Below are 18,638 nucleotides of genomic sequence, written 5' to 3' on the forward strand. Positions count from 1 at the left end.
ACAAAAGGGAGGGACAGGTATGTACAAAGTCGCAATATGTGATGATTCTCAAAGCTACATCTTGTATCTGAAAAATCTGATCATTCAGATGGGGGTACAGAATCTGGAAATATCAGAATACACATCAGGAAAGCAGCTGTTACAGGATCTGTCGCAGATGCATGATATTATCATCCTGGATATTCAACTGGGAGATTCCAATGGAAACCAGGTTGCTGCAAAAGTCAGGAAAGTGAATAAGAATGCCGTGCTGGTGTTGTGTTCCGGAGTGATGCAGCCTACGCCTATGGCATTCGTAGTGGATGCATACAGATATCTCATAAAGAGTGATTCAGATGCAAAGACGAAGCGGGTATTAAAAGAGATCTTTGACGAAGCAGACCGCAGGTTTGCGCGGGATTTTCTGCTTGTCACTGTGGAGAATGCCCAGGCCCGTGTGAGGATCGATGACATCATGTATATTTCCAAGATAAAATACGGCAGTGAGTTGCATATGGATCCCAGGCTCTCATACTTTACCGGGAAACAGGTCACAGTAAAAAAGCATCTGGATGAACTGTATGAGACAATGAAGTCCTACGGATTTGAATATGCCCACAGCAGCTATATTGTCAATTGCAGATGGGTACGCGAGCTGCAAAAAGACCGTGTCATGTTATTCAATGATGAATCGCTGCCGGTGTCCCGGAATATGCGCAAACGTTTTGCAGGAAGCCTGGCAGGCAGCCTTGCAGAAAAATATCACTGATCCGGAATACCAATTTTTCCAAAGACAATACAGTTTTTTCCATAAATATTGTCGAAATCCCTCCCGAAATATAAAGTTAAAGTATTATATTTCGGGAGGGATTCTGTATGAGTACAAAACCAAAAAAGGAGCAGCATAAACAGCATACATGGACACGGCGCGCCTGCAAACAGGCAGTCAGCTGGCTTTTATGCATCAGCATGATCGCGCCCAATATGGCGCCGATCGTGTCCCAGGCGGCGACAGCTCTGGACAACATGCCCCGGCGGGTGGATTTTTCCAGGCAGAAGGCGCTGACCCTGAGGGATATCGGCCTGCGCTCTGCCTCCGGTTCCAACGCCCAGGGAAGCTATGACGTCATTGATATGAACGACCTGATCCTGGATGAGGACAACTGGATGGAGGAGCTGGAGGAATTGGGTTATGGCTATATGCTCCCCTATGCATCCGACTCTGACCTGGCTACGGACGCAGAGTGGCGTCTGCCGGAGGACTATTATGACCTGGACAGCCTGATCGATGAGCCGGACGGCGAGCTGATCCAGTTCAACGACTATTACCGCACCTATGAGATCGCTGAGCACGAATACATCACCGTGATGGGCGGCTACAGCGGCATGTACCAGGATGAGAACGGCGAGGTCTGCCAGACCGACAATACCCTGCGTCTGGCGGGGAACCGTTCCCGCTCTGCATCCGGCATGAAATATTACAACACCGCGGGACGCTGGGATATCGTGATCCCGGCGCAGATCACGTCCTCCGACGGGATCACCATGGAGAATAACGACATCCGCATCGAGCTGGTCCCGGAAGGCGACTTTACCAGGAGCCTGGCTGCGGGCAACGCAGTGCGCTTTGCGGATGTGTACGAAAACATCGACTACCAGTACACGGTGCTCGGCGAGACCTTAAAGGAGGATATCATCCTTCTGGAGCCGTCCGATAGGAACACCTTTACTTACCGTCTGAAGACTCCGGGCCTGAAAGCGGCAAAAGAAGGGCGTTCCATCATCGTCTACAAGTCCAGGAAATCCGAGCCGCTCTTTACCCTGGAGGCTCCTGTGATGATCGATAACGCGGGGGAGACCAGCGCGGATCTAAAGCTTGCCCTGACCGGCACGGACGGGAACTACACGGTGCGGCTGAAGGCAGATGAGGACTGGCTGAACGCGGCGGACCGCAGCTATCCGGTGCGGATCGACCCTGCGAACATGGTGCCGTCCAATGAGTTCCTCCTGTGCCTGACGGCGGAAGATAAACCCGGCCAGGTCCTGGGCTGGAACCAGGACGCTTATGTGGGATATTTGGATGGTATGGGCAACTGCCGCCTTTACATTGCGTTCAATGAGACCAACTGCCCGTCCATCCTGTCATTTTTTGACGGGTCGGGCGCTGTGGCGGAGGAAGCCATCCTGCGGATGACCACCCAGACGGGGAACGCTGTGGGAAAGACGGTATTCCAGCTTGCTTATCCGACCACCGCATGGAATGCCCATTCCGTGACCTGGAACCATGCCCCGGCCTTAGATGAACAGCCCGAGGGCGCGCCCGCTCCGGGGCCGGACCAGTTCATCGAGTTTCATATCACGGACCGTTTAAATGAATGGATCCAGGGGACGAAGCTCCAGGCGGGATTTGCGGTCAAGGCCATGATCGAGGCCGGGCCGGACCACCGTCCGGAAGACATCATGCCGGCGGAGCGTTTCTACAACCAGAACCATGAGTCCATGGGGCCGCGGATCGAGGTCCACTGGACCGGCGAGGCCATCGAGACGGATATGGCATCTTACCCGCTGGCAGACACCACGACGGAGGTAAAACCATCCATCATCAAGACCGGCATCGAGGGAAGGACAGCCACCGGCGTGATCGCCCATGGCAAGACCACCGCGGATGCAGAGGTAGAGTATACACTGATCGACGAATCTGAAGATGAGGTTGACAACGGCAAGGACACGGCCCATGGTTCCCTGGATCGTCCGGACTTTGACGAGGCAGGCCTGGAGCATGACCAGATATTCTTAAAGCAGTCCAACTGGCAGAGCGCCGGTTATCCGTCGGATAGCCTGGAGTTGGATACAAAGTACCATTTCAGTGTCACAGCCACAGCCCCGCCTGAGGAGGAAGAAGGGGAAGCGGGCGGTGACGGCGGCGATGAGGAGCCGGAGACCTTCGGCCCGAAGGACACCGACACGTTCCTGTTCTACGAGGTCCAGTTAAATGACATCGTACAGCGGATCGCCCAGCACTACGGCGTCAATCCCAATGTCATCGGCAGGGACAACTCACTGTACCGGGGACAGCTCACAGAGGCGGGCACGATCCTGTTTATCCGCGAACCGCAGACCAGCGATCCCTATACGCCAAAGCCCATGTCGACCTTGGAGCAGGACATCTTAAACGGCCTGCTTTTAGGAGCGAACCCGGAGTGCCTGATCGACTTAGAGCCGGTGAACATCAATACCGGTAACTTTTACATGAACCAGTCGGACGCGGAGATCCCGGAGTTAAACGGTGACTTCGGCGTTTCCAGAAGCTACAACTCCCTGATCCCGGACCGCCGTTCCGAGTTCGGCATGGGCTGGTCATCGCCCCTTGGCGAGCGCCTGACCATACTGGGGGACGGACGTATCCTCTATAAGCGGGAGGACGGCGCGTTCATCACCCTGAAGAAGGACGGGGACGTCTATAAAGGGGAGAACGGACGGGACCTGGTCTTAGAGACCCTGGACTCCCTGGACGTGGATATGGCGACCCGTTCCAACGCATGGGAGGACGACGGGGACGAAGAGGAAGACGAAGAAGGGGAGAGCGGAGCGTACAGAAGCTCTGCCGGATACAGCACAGCGGCGGCCGGATCTGCGCAGGACCCTGCCGCAGAGGATGATGCTGACGGAGATCCGGACAGCGATACAGAAGAAGGCGGGGAAGAGGAAGAACCCGTACCGGCTATGCCGAACGTGGCGGGCTTTAAGCTGACCTCTTTAGACGGCAGCGTGCGCGTGTTCGATGCCCTGGGCTTTATGCAGTACCGGGAGGACCGCAAGGGGAACCGTACCACCTTTATTTACGACGAGGACTATAACCTGCTCCAGGTGATCTCACCGACGGACAAGATCCTGGAGATCACCATGGACGAGGAGTACCGGATCACGGAGATCGGCCTTCCGGACGGCACCAGCCTCACCTATGAGTATGACGATGACGGTAATCTTATATCCTTCACAGACCAGAAGGGCGACTCCCGCCACTACGAGTATGATGCCATGCATCATATGACCGCATGGCAGGATGAGAACGGCAATACCGTTGTAGAGAATCTTTACGATGAAAATGGCCGGGTGACCCAGCAGACGGACGCAAACGGCGGCACGGCCTCCATCCGCTACGAGGATGACCGCAGCATCATGACCGATAACCGTGGAAATGACACGGTCGTATACACGGATGAACTGGGCCGGAGCATCCGCGTGGAGTATGCGGACGGGACCGGGACGGAGAGTAGCTACGATGCAGAAGGGCATCTGGCATCCCACACGGATGAGAATGGAGCCGAGACCCGTTACACCTATGATGAGAGTGGAAATATCCTGACCGAGACCCGGGATGACGGAAGCAAAGCTGTCTATACCTACAATGAGTCCAACCTGCCGCTGACGGCGACGGATTATGAGGGGAATACCACCCGTTTCACCTATGATGAAAAGGGCAATCTGACCTCCATGACCGACGGGGAAGGCAATACGACCCGATACGGGTATGATGAGATGAGCCGTCTGGTCTCTATCACAGATGCCAATGGCGGGACCAGCAGGTTTGAGTATGATGGGGCGGCAGTGACTGCTTACACCGACCCGGAGGGCAATACCAGTACCTTCACCTACGATGAGATGAACCGGGTCCTGACCCAGACCGACCCGGAGGGCAATACCACAGAGCATGATTACAATGCAAACGGCTGGGAGACCGCAGTGACGGCCCCGGACGGCGGCGTGACCGCCTACGAGTTCAGCCCCGCAGGGGAAGTCCTCTCCATCACCGACCCCATGGGCGTGGCGACCACCTTCACCTACGACGCCATGCACAACATCCTCTCCGGTGAGGACGCACTGGGCAATACCCTGCACTATGAGTACGACGCCAACTACAACAAGGTGGCGGAGACCAATGCCAAGGGGGACAAGACCGCCTATGAATACGACGCCCGCGACCGGATGGTGAACGTGACCGACGCCCTTGGGCAGACCGTCTCTTACACCCTGGACGGCAACGGCAACACTACCGGGATGGCCGACCGCCGCGGCAACACGACAGAGTCCTGGTACCATAAGGTCTTGAACCTGCCCACCATGACGAAGGACGCCCTGGGGAATGAGACCTACTACCAGTACGACCATAATGGCAACCTGACCAAGATCACCTACCCGGATGGCACATCCATCACCTATGCCTACGACCGCGCCGGACGCCTGGTGCGCACCACCGCCCAGAACGGCCTGGTGACGGAGATCGGTTACGACGGCAACGGCAACATCACCCGCATCACCGATGATGAGACCCGCGTCTACCGCTTTGCCTATGACGGGAACAACCGGTTAGTGAAGGCCACCAACCCGCTGGGAGGCGTGACGGAGTACGCCTACGACGGCGCAGGCCGCCAGACCCTTGTGACGGACGCCAACGGCAACAGCACGGCCTATGCCTATGACGCCGTGGGACGCTTAAAGGAGATGCAGGACGCCCTGGGCGGCACCGCTTCCTCTGAGTATGACTTAAACGGCAGGACACTGAGCTTCACTGACCAGAATGACCATACCACTACCTGGCACTACGACGTGATCGGGCAGGTTCTGGCCCAGGTGGACGCTGCGGAAAATATCACCGCCATGGAATACGATTCCCTGGGCAACGTGACGAAGGTCACCGACGCCTTAAAGGGCGAGACCGCCATGGATGTGGACGCCCTGAGCCGTACTGTGAAGATGACCGATGCACTGGGCGGGGAATATACCTACGATTACGATGAGAACGGGAACCTCTTAAAGGTGACCATGCCAGATGGGGATACGGTGAGCATGTCCTATGACGCCAATAACCGGATGACCTACTACCGGGATGAGGCAAGCGTGGTGACCCGCTATGAGTATGATTCCATGGGACGTATCACCAAAGCGATTGATACCGCGGGCAATGTGATGACATATCAGTACGATGAGAGCGGTAACCTGGTGAAACAGACCGATACCATCGGGCGGGACGCTATCTATGAGTATGATAAGTTCAACCGTCTTGTGAGCGTGACCGGAACCGATCTGGCGACCACTACTTACACGTATGATGCCTTAGACCGTCTTGCCAGCGTGACCCAGGCGGACGGGACGGTGACAGCTTACGAGTACGACCCAGTGGGCAACCTGGTCAAGACGACAGAGCCGGGCGAGGCTGTTTATACCTATGCCTATGACGCCATCAACCGCCTGACAGGGAAAGTGAACCCGCTGGGGGCATCCACTGCTTTCCAGTACGATGCCAAGGGCAACTTGACCGGGACTGTGGACGGCGAAGGCAATACCAATGCCTACGTTTACGACGTGATTGACCGCCTGACTTCCTTCACAGACGGCAGGGGCAACGACACGGCCTACGAGTACGATGAGCTGTCCCGCCTGCTGTCCCATACGACGCCGGAGGGCAATAAGACCGAGTACCGTTACGATGCGCTGAGCCGCATGACCAAGGCGAAGGATCCCAACGGCCTGATCACCGAGTACCAGTACGACGTGATGGGAAACCTGGTGGAAGCCATTTCCCCGAAGGGGGCAAGGACTGCCTACACCTATGATAAGCACGATGAACTGACCAGCATCACCGACCCAGCAGGCAACGTCACCCGCTATACGGTGGACTTAAACCGCCAGGTGACGGAGATGACCCAGAAGAACGGGGCGAAGTATGCCTATACTTACGATCCGGTGCACCGGCTCACCAGCATCACCACGCCGCTGGGGCTGAAGCGGGAGCTGACTTATGATGTAGCGGATAACGTGATAAAGGATACGGACAACCTGGACCGGAGCAATACTTATGAGTATGACATCATGCACCGGATGACGAAGTCCACCAATGCAAAAGGCGGCGTAACGGAATTCGGTTATGATATCCGGGGTAATCAGAATCAGATGACCAATGCCATGGGACATACATGGAACTACCGGTATGACCTGATCGACCAGCTGACGGCCAGTGTGGACCCGGAAGGGAAAGCGACGGAGGCGGTCTATGACCTGGTGGGCAATATCACCAGCATCACCAGGCCGGGCGAGCGGACCACCAGCTATACCTATGACCAGAATTATAATCAGACCAGCATTTCCGATCCGAAGGGCTATCTCTACGGGTACACCTACGACCGGGATAACCGCCTGACCGGAACTGTGGACCCGTTAAACCAGACCCAGAGTGTCACCTATGACCCGGGCAGCCGCGTGACGGAGCTGAAGGACAAGATGGGCCTTACCCAGGCATTCACCTATGATCCGCATGGAAATGTGCTGACCAGCCGGGCCACTAACGGTCTGATCACCCAGTTCCAGTATGACATCCTGGACCAGCTGGTGCGTGTGACCGATCCTATGGGTTATCAGACGGCTTACCAGTATGATGTGATGGGCAATATCACATCCATGACCAACGCGAAGCTGAAGACCACCACCTATGAGTATGACGCCGAGGGCAACATGACCTCCCTCACCAGCCCCATGGGACGTAAGGAGCAGTATACGTATGATGTGGGCGGACGGATGACCGGGCGTCTGACCCCGTCCGGCGGAAGGATCTTCTACGATTATGACACCTTAAATGCCCTGGCGGATAAGTCCTACAGCAGTGCAAACGAGCTGGGCAATGACCGCCCGGTGAAGATGGTCTATAACGTGATGGGCCAGCGGATCTCCATGGAGGATATCACAGGGGAGAGTACTTATACCTATGATTCCTTAGGCCGCTTAAAGACCGCGACTAATGGCTCCGGGAAAGTGGTGGAGTATTTCTATGATGAAGCGGATAACCTGGAAGCCATCCGCTATCCGGACGGCGGGGAAGTAAGCTATGAATATGACAAAAACGACAACATCACCAAACTGACCGACCGTGATGGACGGGCGACCGCCTATGAATACGATCCGTTAAACCGTCTGACCCATGTAATACGTGCAGACGGCAGCGAGAGCGTATACACCTACAACGCCAGGAACCAGGTGCTGGAGGCAAAGAACACCTGTGTCTGCGGCATTTTGATTAGTGATTACCAGTATACGTACAATGACGCAGGACTGATCACGAAAGAAGTGGCAAAGGAAGACCTGTTCACCTCCAACAAGGATCACGGTCACAATGGAGGAGATAAGGACAAGTGCGCCCATGCAAATGGAAGCGGCGGCAGCGGCAATGACCCGTGGTGGAACGGCTGGGACAGCCAGAACCCGTGGCAGAACCAGAATCCGGAGTGGGAGACCACAGTGCGCACCTTCACTTATGACGATAACGGCGAGATGACCGGCTGTGAGGAGAGCAAGGGGCAGTTCCATAAGGTGACCTATACTTACAAGTATGATGAGGCGGGAAACCGTACTTTTGCAAAGAAAGCCAAGACATTCCCATACAGTTACCTGGAATCCTGGCAGAATATTTACACCTACAATGATGACAACCAGATGGTGGCGGCGACGGTCTGCGAAGGAAATCTGACGAAGGACTACACGTTTACCTACGACGCCAACGGCAACCTGACCCATGAGTGTTACCAGAAGCAGGCGGAAGTGGTGTACCAGTATGATACAGAGAACCGTCTGACGGCAGTGTATGACCAGCAGAAGCTCCTTATGGCGTCCACCTATGACGGCGACGGGAACCGCGCGTTCCAGCTGAACTACAACCCGGCGGCGGAATGCGGCTACGGGATCGGCTGGGGCGGTGAGATCTACATGCCGGAGCACAGCCGGAATGAGGATGAGAGCCTGACGGCGGAAGGCCAGCTGTTCAGCTATATCTGTTCGGATACGGGAAGGGCCTATGACCTGACCGAGTATGTGAATGATACCAACCGGGAGTATACGGAAGTGCTGACGGCCTACACAGTCAACAGCGGTGCGACGGAGTCTTACAGCTATGCAGGTACCATGCGCAATTCCAGGAATGATATCTGGACGGAGGCGCGGGATGTGGTGCGGAATGAGATGAGCTACTACCTGTATGACGGACGGGGGAGCGTGACGGCGAACACCTGGTATAATGGCAGAGTGACGGATGTGTACCAGTATGATCCTTATGGACAGGTGACGCTGGGAAGTACGGAGCATAGGGACTTCTACGGGTATAACGCGGAGAGCTATAACCCGAATACCGGGCTTGAGTTCTTAAGGGCGAGGTATTATAATGCTAAGCAGGGGAGGTTCTTCCAGGAGGATACTTATCTTGGAAATATCGCGGATCCGCTGACGTTGAACCGGTATGCATATGTGAAGAATAGTCCGCTGAATTATGTTGATCCGAGTGGACATGATGCAATGAGTAATCCTAATACTGGGACCTCTCCGTATTATAAACCAGAAACTTCGAATGGAAGTGAACCCATCACTCAATTAAGAAAGTGGGTTGAGGATAAACTTTTTGATAGTAATAATAGGTTTATAGTTCTGGAATCAAGTAAAGCTGAAGCCAGTATACGGGTGTATATGGAGAAGGCGGCAGAGAGCGGCGAAGTGACAGTATGTATGGATACGGATTCCAAAGCACTGGTCAGCATGTATCTGGGAATGTTGATGGGCATTGATTGGAACTCTAATTCGATATCAAACTTTACCAAGCCGACAGATAGACTTGTTAAAAAACTTTTAAATCTGAACAGGATAGAAGATACACTGGTAAATCAATTTCTGGATGCAGAATCTTATTATTATGGGAAATATTTAAGCAGCGTTATACAAATGTATGCTGTTGGGATTATGACAATATCAGAATTTGCGGCAGCATTTTCTATGATACCATCGACAGGACCGATGGTAAGTGCAGCGGTGTCTGGTGATTCCATGATTTTAAGTATAGTGCTTTCAGAAAATGCTGTGGCAACTTTGGAATTAGCAGGGGTTGCTGTGGTAGAAATCGCGTCCGAGGCAGTGGGTATATCATATTTTAAAGATGAGGCGCAGAGAAACCAGAATAAGATTAAGCAGGCAATTGAAGGCAAGGGGGAATCTGATGCCAAGGTATCTAAAAGTAAACTAAAACATATTAATAATCGACATAATCCAAATAGTTATGCTCAGCAAATAAAGAATAGACCAGAAGCTGATGTGTTAAAGGAATTAGAGAACACCTCATTCTTTAATAAGGATTGGAGTGCGGCACAAATAGAAGAAGCTGTAAATGCAGGATATAAAGAGGCATTAGAGAAAGGAATTACTTCTGGGCAATATACATTCTCTTATGCCGGAGAAAATGTAACTGTCGCATTAGAAAATGGAGGACTTAAAACAGCTTTTGGAGATTTCCAATATACGTATGAGCAGTTATTAAATTTAATAAAGTAGGTGATAAAGAAGTGTTTGAAATAAAATATAGAATTGTGGATGATTTTCAACAGTTGAAAGTGATTACAGCTGATGATTTTAATGATGAACGGAACCAAATTACGGGCTTTTTTCAAATTTGTTTTAATGAACATCAAGAAGGCTCATATTATCATGACAATCCATTGGCTGATGGGGAGGAAGGAGGAGAGTTATTAGATTACTGGTTTGAAAAATTATTACAGGTCATTATTTTGTTTAAATCCAAATCCGAATACGTTGCGATTAAAGAAATCGAAACAGTTAATAGATGGTTGGAGTTTAAAAAGCAAGGTGATAACATTTTGATTAACGTTGCAGTAGATGACTCATGCCAAAACAATAAGCTGCTAATAACTGAAAAGGGAGAGTTTTCTTATATTACACCACTGGATTTTGGAATTCCATATAAGTGTTTAGAAGAACAAATAGTATTGATTTCGTCAAAATTCTTGAATGAATTAAAATGTATGAATCAAAAGTTATGTGATACAAAAATGTTTGTGGAGCTAAGCCAAAAAGTCTGGAATTGTCAAGAAGTAATTTATTAAATATTCGCCCGGCTTTGCCGGGCGATGTCCCCAGAGGTTATGCGTTTTCCAGCATAACCTCTTTAACCTGCTCACTTTTCGACCCTGATTATATTGGCCGATTTGGGGAGAAATGCCTCTGTTTCACATTGGCTCAACGAGCCAGAATACTTGCTTCATGGTATATCTTTCCGAGCAGGGGCTTAAAACCGGCACACAGGCCGTCACAGTGCGTCACAGGGCTAAGAGATGGCGGGCCGGAGCCGCTTGTTGGCATAGGATTGGGATATCCCCCCTGTTTTGCACGGAAAAGCCGGGAATCCGCTGAATATTGTGGTTGAATCAAAGGATTCCCCTGCCAGAAGCCGGAAAACGCCTTAAAACCGTTGGCTTTGGTAAGATCAGCTCTGGCTCGTGGCATAAGTTTTTCTGAAATGCCGGAAAAAAGTATTCAAAAATCAGGGGCATCCAGCATAACAAATCCGGGCTTTTTCACCCGGCAGTTTTCTCATTTTCAGCGGTGGTTTAGAAGGACTGAAGTAAGTTTTCAGTAAGAAAAACGCAAGAGAATCGAAATTGACAGTCACCCCGACGCTATGTTACAATGGCGCACACCCGGGGGTTTAAGGGGGTGGAAACACACCGGAAAAATCCCAGCAAGACAAACACACCGGCTGCTCCAAGATGGATCTGGTCGGTGTGTTTTCTTTCTGCTGTTACAGACCGTTGATAAATTTCACAGACCAGGCTTCGTCTTCCAAGCCGTAAACCTGTCATCCATTCTTCTGTTAGCTGCTTCATATATTTTTTCAGCTTGTGAGGAAGTCGATACCACAATGGAACAAATATCTGCTCCATAGATGAAGCACCTTACACAAATCGAAAAAAGAGCCGGGAAAGGACTTGAATCCACCTGTCCCCAGAGGTAACATACGACACACTTCCAGAGTGGTTTTCTCCGGAAGAATAACCTGTGAAGTTCGTAGGTTGTGGAGATGGATAGGCTTATTCCCCCTTGCGATGGCCGTAGCCCTGGGCGTAAATCGGCACATAACGCTTATCAGCTGAGGTTGCCGACAGATTTACAGTTACGGATGGAGGCAGGAAAAGAAGGAAGGATGGCATCTGAGAAAAGAAAACATCATCTATGTGGGGATTGACCTGCATAAGGAAACCCACACAGCGGTCATGCTGGACTGCTGGAATACGAAGCTGGGAGAGATTACGTTTGGTAATAGACCATCGGAGTTTCCGAAGCTGATCAGAAAAGTCAGCCGGTTTGTAACCGAAGAAAAGACGGCGGTCTATGGTTTGGAAAACGCCTATGGCTATGGACGTGCCCTGGCGGTATGGCTGATTGAAAAAGGATTCCATGTCAAGGATGTAAATACAGCATTGTCCTATGCCCAGAGAAAAAGCGTACCGATGTACCAGAAAAGCGACAGCTATGATGCAGAAGCGGTTGCTCTGGTACTGATCAATATGCTGGATAAGCTGCCGGACGCGATACCGGATGATAAGTATTGGACGCTGGGCCAGTTAGTGAACCGGCGGGATAATATCTGTACCCATCTGCACAGGCTGAAGAACCAGCTCCATGAGCAGCTTTGCATGGCATATCCCAGCTATAAGCAGTTTTTCAGCGATATCAGCCGTGCAACAGCATTATATTTTTTCAAGGAATATCCATCGCCGGAACATCTGCTGGGAAAGACAGCGGAGGAATTGGCAGAGGAGCTGCGCCCGGTCAGCCACAATAACTGCTCGGTCAAACGGGCGGAGAAGATACTGAATCTGGTTAAATCTGATGGCGAGACAAGACGAGAACACCAGGAGAGCCGTGATGCCATAACTCGGAGCTTAGTCAGCGATTTGGAGCATTACCGTGCCCAACTGGAGGAAGTAAATGAGGCAATCGAAAGCCTACTCCCGGAATTTAACTGCACCCTGACCACCATGCCGGGGATTGACGTGATAACGGCGGCGAATATGCTGTCAGAGATAGGCGAAATCACCCGATTCCCCAGTGCGGATAAGCTGGCGAAGTTCGCCGGGATAGCGCCAGTCAATTTTTCGTCGGCAGGGAAAGGAAAGGATATGTGCCCGAAGCAGGGAAACAGGCGGTTACAGGCGATTTTCTACTTTGTGGCAATCCAGATGATACAGGTTTCAATAAACGGGACTCCGAGAAATAAGGTATTCCGGGAGTATTATCTGAAGCGGGTTGCGGAAGGCAAAAATAAACAGCAGGCATTGATCTGTGTATCCCGGCGTTTGGTAAATATCGTGTATGGAATGCTGAAAAACCATACAGAATATCGGGAGCCGGAGTAATAAAGGCTGTTGGTTATGAACAGTTTGTGCTAAGATAGAACCAGAAGAAACACAATGATTGGTTTACCACCTTTTCCAAAAGAACAGAGAAAAAGGTGCGAAAGTTATAAGCTGAATGACTCAGTGCCAAGGGGGAATCTGAGGCTCCTACAGTGGATTATAAAGGGGAAGAGCGCCCAGTATATCGTGGAGGTGACGATTTTACCGTAAAAAACAATGAAATAAAAATAAATCCTGAAACAGGTAATGTAAAAACTTCACATGGTGTTTCGCTAGATGTAAACTCAGAAACGGTTTCTAAATTTGGAGGTGCATATAAGATTGAATCACTTCCTGAAGGATTAAAGATAGTCCAAAGAGGCGCAAGAGCGGAACATTTTGAAATTGTGCCCGCTTATGAAATGCCATTGGATACTTTCCAAAATTTATTAAATCAGATAGTTGTTTCAGGACCGTATTAAGAGTTAAAGGAGGCTATAATGGAACTAGAAATAATTTTTGAAGATGATACAGAACTAGCAGAATTTGAAGCCTTAAATAAAGGATATAGAGGGGATGTGATAGTAAAGGTTGATAAAAAGGTTTATAAGGTATATGTTATTTCGATGATTAGATTACAGCAAGATTTTGAAACGGAAATTCAGGATTCCGGGTACTATCTTTCTGAACCTAATATGATAATCGTAAAAGAAACTACCAAACAAGAAATAGAAGAGACTATTATTCATATGTTTAAATGCAAGTATTTTGAAAGGATTGATAATTGCGGGTTTTAATAATCAAGTATCGCCCGGCTTTGCCGGGCGATGTCCTCAGAGGTTATGCGTTTTCCAGCATAACCTCTTTAACCTGCACACTTTTCGACCCTAGTCATATTGGTTAATTGGGGGAGAAATGCCTCTGTTCCACATTGGCTCAACGAGCCAGAATACTTGCCTCATGGTACATCTTTCCAAGCAGGGGATTAAAACCGGCACACAGGCCGTCACGGTGCGTCACAGGGCTAAGAGACGGCGGACCGGAGCCGCTTGTTGGCATCGGATTGGGATGTCCACCCTGTTTTGCACGAAAAATCCGGGAATCCGCTGAATATTGTGGTTGAATCAAAGGATTCCCCTGCCAGAAGCCGGAAAACGCCTTAAAACCGTTGGTTTTGGTGAAATCAGCTTTGGCTTGTGGCATAAGTTTTTCTGAAATGCAAGAAAAAAGTATTCAAAAAACAGGGGCATCCAGCATAACAAATCCGGACTTTTTCACTCGGCAGTTTTTCCATTTTCAGCGGTGGTTTAGAAGCACTGGGGGCAGAATCCGGAATACGGGAAAAACCGGATGCCGCCGCGCCACCCATGTAAGACATGTTCGACCTTTTGAAATTCATGGCAAGTAAGTTTTCGGTAAGAAAAACGCAAGAGAATCGAAATTGACAGTCACCCCGATGCTATGTTACAATGGCGCACACCCGGGGGGTTAAGGGGGTGGAAACACACCGGAAAAATCCCAGCAAGACAAACACACCGGCTGCTCCAAGATGGATCTGGTCGGTGTGTTTTCTTTCTGTTGTTACAGACCGTTGATAAATTTCACAGACCAGGCTTCGTCTTCCAAGCCGTAAACCTGTCATCCATTCTTCTGTTAGCTGCTTCATATATTTTTTCAGCTTGTGCGGAAACCGATACCACAATGGAACAAATATCTGTTCCATAGATGAAGCACCTTACACAAATCAAAAAAAGAGCCGGTAAAGGACTTGAATCCATCTGTCCCCAGAGGTAACATACGACACACTTCCAGAGTGGTCTCTCTCCGGAAGGAATAACCTGTGAAGTTCGTAGGTTGTGGAGATGGATAGGCTTATTCCCCCTTGCGATGGCCGTAGCCCTGAGCGTAAATCGGTGCATAACGCTTATCAGCTGAGGTTGCCGGCAGATTTACAGTTACGGATGGAGGCAGGAAAAGAAGGAAGGATGGCATCTGAGAAAAGAAAACATCATCTATGTGGGGATTGACCTGCATAAGGAAACCCACACGGCAGTCATGCTGGACTGCTGGAATACGAAGCTGGGAGAGATTACGTTTGGCAATAAGCCATCGGAGTTTCCGAAGCTGGTCAGAAAGGTCAGCCGTTTTGTGGCAGAAGACAAAATGGCGGTGTATGGTCTGGAAAACGCCTACGGTTATGGCCGCGCCTTGGCGGTATGGTTGATCGAAAAAGGATTCCATGTAAAAGACGTAAATACTGCTTTGTCTTACGCCCAGAGAAAAAGCGTGCCGATGTATCAGAAAAGTGACAGTTATGATGCGGAAGCCGTGGCTTTAGTGCTGATCAATATGCTGGACAAACTGCCGGATGCGATACCGGATGATAAGTATTGGACGCTGGGCCAGTTAGTAAATCGGCGGGATAATATCTGTACCCATCTGCACAGGCTGAAGAACCAGCTTCATGAGCAGCTCTGTATGGCGTATCCCAGCTATAAACAGTTTTTCAGCGATATCAGCCGTGCAACAGCACTGTATTTTTTCAAAGAGTACCCATCGCCGGAACATCTGCTGGGAAAGACAGTAGAGGAACTGGCGGAAGAGCTGCGCCCGGTCAGCCATAATAATTGTTCGGTCAAACGCGCAGAGAAGATATTGAATCTGGTAAAGTCTGATGGCGAGACAAAACGGAATCATCAGGAGAGCCGGGATGCTATAACCCGGAGCCTGGTCAGCGATTTGGAGCATTACCGCATCCAGCTGGAAGAAGTAAATGAGGCAATTGAAACCTTACTTCCAGAATTTAACTGCACCCTGACCACTATGCCGGGAATTGACGTGATAACGGCTGCTAATATGCTGTCAGAGATAGGAGAAATCACCCGATTTCCCAGTGCGGATAAGCTGGCAAAATTCGCCGGGATAGCGCCAGTCAATTTTTCGTCGGCAGGGAAAGGAAAGGATATGTGCCCGAAGCAGGGAAACAGGCGGTTACAGGCCATCTTCTATTTTATGGCGATTCAGATGATACAGATTTCAACAAACGGAACTCCAAGAAATAAAGTATTCCGGGAGTATTATCTGAAGCGGGTTGTGGAAGGCAAAAATAAACAGCAGGCATTAATCTGTGTATCTCGGCGTTTGGTAAATATCGTGTATGGAATGCTGAAAAACCATACAGAATACCGGGAGCCGGAGTAAGAAAGGCTGTTGGTTATGAACAGTTTATGCTAAGATAGAACTAGAAAAACACAACAATGGGTTTACCACCTTTTCCAAAAGAACAGAGAAAAAGGTGCGAAAGTTATAAGCTGGATGACTCAGTGCCAAGGGGGGATCTGAGACTGAATATAAGAAACCTGTATCTGGAAAGACAGGAAAAGAGGCGGCAAATGATGTGCCAAGTTGGGCAAAAGGTAATCGTCCATATAAAGGTGAAAGTGGTAAAGATTTTGCGAAACGTTTAATGGACGAGAAATATGGTGCTGGTAATTATAAGACTGGTCCAGCAAGTGAATACAATAAAATTAAAAAGTGGGGTGATCGCGGATTTGAATAGAATTATACCAAAAGAACTTTATATTATAAAATTTAAAATAAAGCAAGAGGAGTATTATACTTTTTGGTATACAGACGATGTGGATGGATTCCTTTTAGAAAGTAATGAAAAACTGAAATCTTTCGCAAGCGAGAAAGAGGCAAAACGTTTTGCGGAAGACAATAAATTCAAACTAGATAATGAAATTCTACTAATATCGTCGGATATACTAATTAGTTTAAAAATGGAAGAACTAGATTGCAACCTTGTTCTAACATATTGGAATATAATGTCAGATATGGCTCAATCAGTGCACGGTAAGTTTTTAGGAGATAGTGAAGACGATGAAGTTCAAAGCATTTATAATAAACTTTTTTATGGATGCAACTTACCAGCACTTAAAAAGGATGGAGAAGATTTTTCGCCAAAATGGAACGGATATGAAAAAAATTGGATTGTTAAAGTAATTGAAAACGGATTTGAACTTTTATTAAAAGCGTTAAATTAAACTGTTTTCCGCCCGGCTTTGCCGGGCGATATCCCTCGGTCGGGTGGCGTAAAGCCACCTGACCTTTAACCTGCACACTTTTCGACCCTGGCAATATCGGTGGATTTGGAGAGAAATGCCTCTGTTCCACATCGGCTCAACGAGCCGAAATACTCGTTCCATAGTACATCTTTCCGAGCCGGGTCTTAAAACTGGCACCCAGGCGGTCACGCTGCGTCACAAGGCTAAAAGAAGGCGGGGGAGGAATCGCTTGACGGCATACGGCAGGGATATCCGCTCTGCTTTGTAGGAAAAATCCGGAAATCTGCTGGATATTGCGATTGAATCAAAGGATTCCCCTGTTTGATGCCGGAAAATGCCTTAAAACCGATGGTTTGGGCGAAATCAGCTTGTCTGGCGGCATAAGTTTTTTGGGAATACAGGAAAAAGTTATTCAAAAAACAGAGGCCTCCAGCATAACAAATTCGGGCTTTGCCACCCGGTAGTTTTCTCATTTTCAGCAGCATTTTAGAGGCGCCGGGTGGCAGAATCCTGCACATTAAAAAACTGGGTGCCGCCAAGCCACCCATGAATAACGATTGATATCTTTTTTCGACCCATTGAAATCCATTTGTCAGTAAGATTTCAGAAGGAAAACGCAATGGAATCGAAATTGACAGCTACGGCTGCTCTATGTTACAATGACGCACACCCGGGGGTTTAAGGGGGTAAAAACACACCGCTTTCCATACCCCGGAAAAACAGATATTGCAGGAAAAAAACAGAAAAAAGAACACAGCCGGTTCTCCTGCACCATGGAGAGTGGCAGTGTTCTTTTTTTCTGCTGTTACAGGTTGTTGATAAACTTCATAACCCGGATGCCATCACGGAATCCGCCGGTGTGCAAAGCTGGCTCCACATCGGCCATGCGGTCTGTCATGGAATCCAGATACTGTTCCATGAGAGTGTGTTCCTGCTTTGACAGCCGGTTCAGTATGCCCTCTGCCTGGTCCATCAGCAGGCGGGAGTTTTCCTGTTCTGCCGGAGTCCGGGCCGACTTCATTTCCTGCACAAGAATTGAATCCGCTCTGTAACCATCATGTCCAGTAATTCTTGCTCGTTTATGGCAATCATCTCCTTCTGTACGACAGAGGATACCGGATATCTGTTTCAAAGTCCATACTGCTATGTGACAAACCAGAGCGTCCATACTGCATCACATTTCACAAATCGGAGAAATCAACGATAAAAGATTTGCAATCACCGGAAACCAGAGCTAACATACACTACACCTCGAAAGAGGAGTAACCTGTAAAGTTTGTAGGTTGTGGAGATGGATAGGCTTATTCCCCCTTGCGATGGCCGTAGCCCCAAGGCGTAAATCGGTGCATAACGCTTATCAGCTGAGGTTGCC

General features: G+C 49.6%; 13 protein-coding genes. 9 read left to right on the forward strand and 4 right to left on the reverse strand.

The window, feature by feature from the left end; translation table 11 throughout:
• Window positions 1–19 precede the first annotated feature (19 nt).
• The 3 genes from AB1I67_RS07190 (at window position 20) to AB1I67_RS07200 (ending at window position 10,907) form a co-directional block, all read left to right on the forward strand.
• Window positions 20–748, forward strand: a complete 729-nt coding sequence (locus AB1I67_RS07190; RefSeq protein WP_367029178.1) for a LytTR family DNA-binding domain-containing protein — start codon at window positions 20–22, stop codon at window positions 746–748.
• Window positions 749–855: 107 nt separating this feature from the next.
• Window positions 856–10,338, forward strand: a complete 9,483-nt coding sequence (locus AB1I67_RS07195; RefSeq protein WP_367029179.1) for an RHS repeat-associated core domain-containing protein — start codon at window positions 856–858, stop codon at window positions 10,336–10,338.
• 11 nt (window positions 10,339–10,349) lie between these two features.
• A complete protein-coding gene (locus AB1I67_RS07200) occupies window positions 10,350–10,907 on the forward strand; it encodes a hypothetical protein (protein WP_367029180.1) in 558 nt (185 codons plus the stop codon).
• 573 nt (window positions 10,908–11,480) lie between these two features.
• Here AB1I67_RS07200 and AB1I67_RS07205 read toward each other — a convergent pair.
• Window positions 11,481–11,744, reverse strand: a complete 264-nt coding sequence (locus tag AB1I67_RS07205) for a hypothetical protein (protein WP_367029181.1) — start codon at window positions 11,742–11,744, stop codon at window positions 11,481–11,483.
• A gap of 291 nt (window positions 11,745–12,035) precedes the next feature.
• On the opposite strand from AB1I67_RS07205, the gene AB1I67_RS07210 reads away from it, so the two are divergent.
• The 3 genes from AB1I67_RS07210 to AB1I67_RS07220 all read left to right on the forward strand — a co-directional run bounded on the left by AB1I67_RS07210 (window position 12,036) and on the right by AB1I67_RS07220 (window position 13,996).
• Window positions 12,036–13,220 carry an IS110 family transposase gene (locus AB1I67_RS07210; protein ID WP_367029182.1) on the forward strand — a complete coding sequence of 395 codons (1,185 nt, stop codon included), beginning with the start codon at window positions 12,036–12,038 and terminating at the stop codon, window positions 13,218–13,220.
• 152 nt (window positions 13,221–13,372) lie between these two features.
• Complete coding sequence (locus tag AB1I67_RS07215) at window positions 13,373–13,681, forward strand: hypothetical protein (protein ID WP_367029183.1); 309 nt, start codon at window positions 13,373–13,375, stop codon at window positions 13,679–13,681.
• An 18-nt stretch (window positions 13,682–13,699) separates the two neighbouring features.
• On the forward strand, window positions 13,700–13,996 hold the full coding sequence (locus AB1I67_RS07220; RefSeq protein WP_367029184.1) for a hypothetical protein: 297 nt from the start codon (window positions 13,700–13,702) through the stop codon (window positions 13,994–13,996).
• 662 nt (window positions 13,997–14,658) lie between these two features.
• On the opposite strand, the gene AB1I67_RS07225 is transcribed toward AB1I67_RS07220, so the two are convergent.
• Window positions 14,659–14,922 (reverse strand): hypothetical protein, encoded by a 264-nt coding sequence (locus AB1I67_RS07225; RefSeq protein ID WP_367029185.1) that lies wholly within the window; start codon window positions 14,920–14,922, stop codon window positions 14,659–14,661.
• A gap of 299 nt (window positions 14,923–15,221) precedes the next feature.
• On the opposite strand from AB1I67_RS07225, the gene AB1I67_RS07230 reads away from it, so the two are divergent.
• The 3 genes from AB1I67_RS07230 to AB1I67_RS07240 all read left to right on the forward strand — a co-directional run bounded on the left by AB1I67_RS07230 (window position 15,222) and on the right by AB1I67_RS07240 (window position 17,245).
• Window positions 15,222–16,400 (forward strand): IS110 family transposase, encoded by a 1,179-nt coding sequence (locus tag AB1I67_RS07230; RefSeq protein WP_367032578.1) that lies wholly within the window; start codon window positions 15,222–15,224, stop codon window positions 16,398–16,400.
• A 196-nt stretch (window positions 16,401–16,596) separates the two neighbouring features.
• Entirely contained in the window at window positions 16,597–16,758 is a 162-nt protein-coding gene (locus AB1I67_RS07235) for a hypothetical protein (RefSeq protein ID WP_367029186.1), read from the forward strand.
• Complete coding sequence (locus AB1I67_RS07240) at window positions 16,751–17,245, forward strand: hypothetical protein (RefSeq protein ID WP_367029187.1); 495 nt, start codon at window positions 16,751–16,753, stop codon at window positions 17,243–17,245. Before AB1I67_RS07235 ends, AB1I67_RS07240 begins: the two co-directional genes overlap by 8 nt.
• Before the next feature lie 224 nt (window positions 17,246–17,469).
• On the opposite strand, the gene AB1I67_RS07245 is transcribed toward AB1I67_RS07240, so the two are convergent.
• Both AB1I67_RS07245 and AB1I67_RS07250 read right to left on the reverse strand, forming a co-directional pair.
• On the reverse strand, window positions 17,470–17,751 hold the full coding sequence (locus AB1I67_RS07245; protein ID WP_367029188.1) for a hypothetical protein: 282 nt from the start codon (window positions 17,749–17,751) through the stop codon (window positions 17,470–17,472).
• Window positions 17,752–18,071: 320 nt separating this feature from the next.
• Window positions 18,072–18,296 carry a hypothetical protein gene (locus AB1I67_RS07250; RefSeq protein ID WP_367029190.1) on the reverse strand — a complete coding sequence of 75 codons (225 nt, stop codon included), beginning with the start codon at window positions 18,294–18,296 and terminating at the stop codon, window positions 18,072–18,074.
• Window positions 18,297–18,638 lie beyond the last annotated feature (342 nt).

This window comes from Clostridium sp. AN503, from assembly GCF_040719375.1.
GTDB lineage: Bacteria > Bacillota > Clostridia > Lachnospirales > Lachnospiraceae > Brotaphodocola.

Excerpts from the sequence above, each read along its gene's own strand:
- AB1I67_RS07220 (WP_367029184.1), top strand. The coding sequence starts at position 13,700 with ATGGAACTAGAAATAATTTTTGAAGATGATACAGAACTAGCAGAATTT.
- AB1I67_RS07225 (WP_367029185.1), bottom strand. The coding sequence starts at position 14,922 with ATGGAACAGATATTTGTTCCATTGTGGTATCGGTTTCCGCACAAGCTG.
- AB1I67_RS07190 (WP_367029178.1), top strand. The coding sequence starts at position 20 with ATGTACAAAGTCGCAATATGTGATGATTCTCAAAGCTACATCTTGTAT.
- AB1I67_RS07195 (WP_367029179.1), top strand. The coding sequence starts at position 856 with ATGAGTACAAAACCAAAAAAGGAGCAGCATAAACAGCATACATGGACA.
- AB1I67_RS07205 (WP_367029181.1), bottom strand. The coding sequence starts at position 11,744 with ATGGAGCAGATATTTGTTCCATTGTGGTATCGACTTCCTCACAAGCTG.
- AB1I67_RS07245 (WP_367029188.1), bottom strand. The coding sequence starts at position 17,751 with ATGCTGCTGAAAATGAGAAAACTACCGGGTGGCAAAGCCCGAATTTGT.